A 4,600-nucleotide genomic window follows, 5' to 3' on the forward strand; every position below is an offset into this window, starting at 1 on the left:
CTTCAGGCACGAGGCTGACACGCCTTCAGGAAGAAATTGAGCCCTGCCTCGATCTCCTGTTCGATCTTCCCTTCCGTGAAATCGCTGAGGCCCAGCACGATCAGCAGCGGTAGTTCGCCGCGGACCAGGCTCAGGAATTGCTTGGCGGCTTCCATCGAGTCGTCAAACTCCAGGAGCTTCGCGGCCCTGGCCTCTTCGAGGAATTGAGAGAGCCGTCGAATCGTCGCCTCGGGACCACTTTCATAGAAGAGCCGGGCGAGCGCGGGAAACCGGCCGCTCTCGTTGGCGATGATGCGGACGAAGGCGACGTCCTTGCGATGGATGAAGGTGTGGAGGTATTGCCTGGCGAAATCCCGCAGCGCCTCGGACAGTCCCGCGGACAGTTTGGGCAGCGGCAAATCGCGTTGCAGGCTCTCGCACTCCGCCACGATCAGTGAGGCGAACAAGGCTTCCTTGCTTGGGAAATACGCGTAGAGCGTCGCCTTCGAGACGCCGGCGGCTTTCGCGACGGCGTCCATGCTGGTGGCGGAAAAGCCCTGGTCGAGAAATAGCTGCCACGCCGCGCGGATGACGATGTCCATCTTACGGCCCGCTGGTGCACTCGGCTGCTCTTGAACAGGATGGGCGATCGTTTCGATCAATGATGGCACTCCGTCGGGTCGCGAATCGATGTCGTTGGTGTCAGCGCGCACAATGACGCCGCATCAACAACTTGAAAGAACAATGAGCCGGGATCCGGTGCTGGCGCGGCACTGAGGTCGTTACACCCGCAACAAAACTAAACAGTACAGTACTGTTGACAATCCCCGCCTGCCAAGTCAAGTACTGAACGGTTCAGTTTAATGCGGGCGGCGGATGTCGGTCAGAACATTTCTCCTAAGAGGTGCTTTGGTACCTATCATTCAGGCTGCCCTCTCCCTGGGTGGCTGCGCCGTCGGCCCTGATTTCGAGTCGCCGGCCGCGCCGGCAGTGCGCGGTTACACGGCGGGCGGGCTGCCCGCGACGCAAGGTGCGGACGGGCCCGGTGGCCTGGCGCAACGGTTCGCGCATGGCGCCGACGTGCCGGCGGTCTGGTGGCAGGTGTTCCGCTCGCGGCAGATCGAAGCTTTCGTCCGCGAAGCGATCGACAACCATCCGGACCTCGCCGCGGCGCAAGCGGCGCTGCGCCAGGCTCGCGAAGTCGCGGCGGCAGACACCAGCGCCCTGCTGCCGTCGATCACCGGGGAAGGCAGCGCGACACGCAGCCAAGTGCCGCTGGCACAGTCCGGACAAACCGGATCGTCATCCCTGTACACCCTCTACAAGACCTCGGTCCCGGTTTCATTCACGCCGGACATCTTCGGTGGCAAGGCGCGCGGGATCGAGGCGGATCTCGCCAATGCGGACTATCAGCGCTTCCAGCTCGAGGCGACCTATCTCTCATTGACGGCCAACGTCGTGACGACCGCAATCAGCGATGCGTCCTACGCGGCGCAGATTCGCGTGACCCAGGAACAGATCGACGGTCAGCGCCAGCTGGTGGCGCTGCTCGAACAGCAGTTTGCCCTCGGCGCCGTCGCCAACAGCGATGTCCTGACTCAGAAGGCCCAGCTGGCGCAGACGCTCGCGACGCTGCCGCCGCTGCAAAAGTCGCGCGCGCAGAATCGCAACCAGCTGATGGCTTATCTCGGCCGGTTGCCGAGCCAGGACAAGGGCGAGGCCGTGCCGCTGGCAAACCTGCGCCTGCCGCGCGATCTGCCGGTCAGCGTGCCGTCGCTGTTGGTGCAGCAACGCCCGGACATCCGTGCCGCTGAAAGTCAGGTGCATCAGGCCAGCGCGAATGTCGGTGTTGCCACGGCCAACATGCTGCCGAACGTGACGCTGTCGGCCTCGGGCGGCAGCTCCGCGCTGGCGCTGGCGGGCCTCTACGGCCCGCAATCGGCAGCCTGGAGCGTGGCGGCGAGTGTCACCGGCCCGATCTTCGACGCCGGTTCGCTGTTTCATACCAAGGAGTCCAAGGTCGCGGCGCTGGAGCAAAGCAGCGCGCAATATCGCTCGACCGTGATCACCGCCTTCCAGAATGTCGCCGACGCGCTCCGCGCGATCCAATCCGATGCCGATCTGCTGAAGGCCCAGATTGAGGCGGAAAAGACCGCGGCTGAAAGCCTGAAGATGTCCCAGGCCCAGTTCAAGGCCGGCTCCACCACCTTCATCTCCGTCATCAACGCCGAACAGACACTGCTCACCGCGCGCATCAACCGCGTGAAGGCGCAGGCCTCGCGCTATGCCGACACCGTATCGCTGTACCAGGCGCTCGGCGGCGGCTGGTGGAATCGCGTCGATGAATCCCCCGCCGCCGAGGTCAAGCCCGCCGGCGTTGCCGCGATATTCGTTCCCGCGGGGGCCCTGCCGGCACAGCCGCCCCAGCCAGCCAACTGATCCGAGAGTCCGAAGCCATGTTGAAGCGCATGATCATCATGCTGTGTGTCGTCGGTGCGGTGTTCGCCGCGCTTGCCTGGTTCGTCAGTTTCCGCGCCGGCATGATCAAGCAGGCCATGGCCGCGCTCGCCGATCCCCCGCAGACGGTGTCGACGACCGCCGCGCAGGTCAGCGACTGGCAGTCGACATTAACCGCCATCGGTACGTTTCGCGCGGTGAACGGCGCCGATCTTTCGCTGCAACAGTCCGGCATCGTGGACAGCCTTCATTTCGAATCCGGCAAGGACGTCGCCGCCGGTGACGTGTTGCTCGACCTGCGCAAGCAGGATGACGTCGCCAAGCTGCAGTCGTTGCAGGCCACCGCCGACGGCTACGCCATCACGTTGCGGCGCGATCAGGGCCAGTTGAGGATCAATGCGGTCAGCCAGGCGACAGTCGACAGCGATGTCGTGAACGAGCGCAACGCGCTGGCGCTGGTCGCCCAGCAGCAGGCGCTCATGGACCAGAAGACGCTGAAGGCACCTTTTGCCGGCCGTCTCGGCGTGCGTCAGGTCGATGTCGGCCAATATCTGACCGCGGGCACCACCATCGTCACGCTGCAGGCGCTCGACCGTCTCTTTGTCGACTTCACGCTGCCGCAGCAGGCCGTCGACCAGGTCAAGGTCGGACAGGACGTCACCGCTCGTATCGACGCCTTTCCGGAGAGCAGTTTCAAGGGAGTCGTGCAGGCGTTCAATTCCAAGGTCGATCAGACCAGCCGCAACGTTCAGGTCCGCGCGATTTTCGACAATGCGGATCGCAAGCTCCTGCCCGGCATGTTCGCACGGATCGATGTCCGAGTAGGACATCCCACGAGCTACCTCACGCTGCCGCAGACCGCCATCGTCTACAACACCTATGGAGAGTCGGTGTTCCTCGCAGTCAAGAGCGACGCACCGGACAAGCAGGGTTTGGTAGCCCGTCAGACCTTCATCAAGACCGGCGCCACCCGTGGCGATCAGGTGGCCGTGATCTCGGGCCTTGATCGGGACGCAACCGTCGTCACCGCGGGCCAGATCAAGCTGCGCAACGGCACCCTGCTGAAGGTCGACAACTCCATTCCGCTGGCGAACGATCCCAATCCGGCACCTGCCGATCAGTGAGGAGGCAGAACGTGTCCTTTACCGACATCTTCATTCGTCGGCCGGTGCTTGCGATCGTCGTCAGCCTGATGATCCTGGTGCTGGGTCTGAAGTCGATGACTTCGCTGCCGATCCTGCAATATCCGCGCACGCAGAACGCGATCGTCACCGTGACGACGACGTACTACGGTGCGGATCCGGCGATCGTCGCCGGATTCATCACCACGCCGCTGGAAAACGCCATCGCCCAGGCCAATGGCATCGACTACATGACGTCGACCAGCCAGCCCAGCACCTCGACCATCACCGTCAACCTGCGGCTGAACTTCGACTCCGGCAAGGCGCTGACCGAGATCAACACCAAGGTGAACTCGGTGCTCAATCAGCTTCCGAGCGGCGTCCAGCAGCCGGTGCTGACGGTCAAGGTCGGTCAGACCATCGACGCCATGTATCTCGGCTTCAGCAGCGACGTGCTGGCGCCGAACCAGATCACCGACTACCTGATCCGCGTGGTGCAGCCGAAACTCCAGGCCGTGTCCGGGGTGCAGACCGCGGAACTGCTCGGCAACAAGACCTTCGCGCTGCGCGCCTGGCTCGATCCGATCAAGCTTGCGGCGTACGGGCTGACCGCGTCCGATATATCGACCGCGCTGTCCAGCAACGACTACATCGCCGGGCTCGGCACCACCAAGGGCCAGATGGTGCAGGTCAATCTGACGGCCGCGACCAACCTGAAGTCGTTGCAGGAGTTTCGCGACCTGGTCGTCAAACAGGCGGGCGCGTCCAACGTCAAGCTGTCCGACGTCGCGAACGTCACGCTCGGCTCCGAGGATTACGATTCGTCGGTCGGCTTCAACGGGAAGCGCGCGGTCTATATCGGCATCCAGGTGGCGCCAAACGCCAACCTTCTCGACGTCATCAAAGGGGTCCGCGCCGTCTATCCCGACATCAAGGCGCAGCAGCCTGAGGGGCTGAACTCCGAGATCATCTACGATTCCACCGACTTCGTGAACAGTTCGATCGACGAGGTGATCCATACCCTGCTCGAAGCACTTCTGATC

At 63.4% G+C, this 4,600-nt stretch carries 4 protein-coding genes; 3 read left to right on the forward strand and 1 reads right to left on the reverse strand.

What is annotated here, in order from left to right; all coding sequences use genetic code 11:
- Positions 1-2: 2 nt before the first annotated feature.
- Positions 3-581, reverse strand: coding sequence for a TetR/AcrR family transcriptional regulator (locus ACXJL8_RS34630; protein WP_456621171.1), 579 nt, complete (start codon positions 579-581; stop codon positions 3-5).
- A gap of 274 nt (positions 582-855) precedes the next feature.
- On the opposite strand from ACXJL8_RS34630, the gene ACXJL8_RS34635 reads away from it, so the two are divergent.
- The 3 genes from ACXJL8_RS34635 to ACXJL8_RS34645 all read left to right on the forward strand — a co-directional run.
- A complete protein-coding gene (locus tag ACXJL8_RS34635) occupies positions 856-2,418 on the forward strand; it encodes an efflux transporter outer membrane subunit (RefSeq protein ID WP_456621172.1) in 1,563 nt (520 codons plus the stop codon).
- A 17-nt stretch (positions 2,419-2,435) separates the two neighbouring features.
- Positions 2,436-3,560 carry an efflux RND transporter periplasmic adaptor subunit gene (locus ACXJL8_RS34640; protein ID WP_456621173.1) on the forward strand — a complete coding sequence of 375 codons (1,125 nt, stop codon included), beginning with the start codon at positions 2,436-2,438 and terminating at the stop codon, positions 3,558-3,560.
- 11 nt (positions 3,561-3,571) lie between these two features.
- Positions 3,572-4,600 (forward strand): efflux RND transporter permease subunit (locus ACXJL8_RS34645; RefSeq protein ID WP_456686410.1); only part of this gene is annotated, 1,029 nt, incomplete at its 3' end.

Source organism: Bradyrhizobium sp. P5_C11_2 (genome assembly GCF_054049755.1).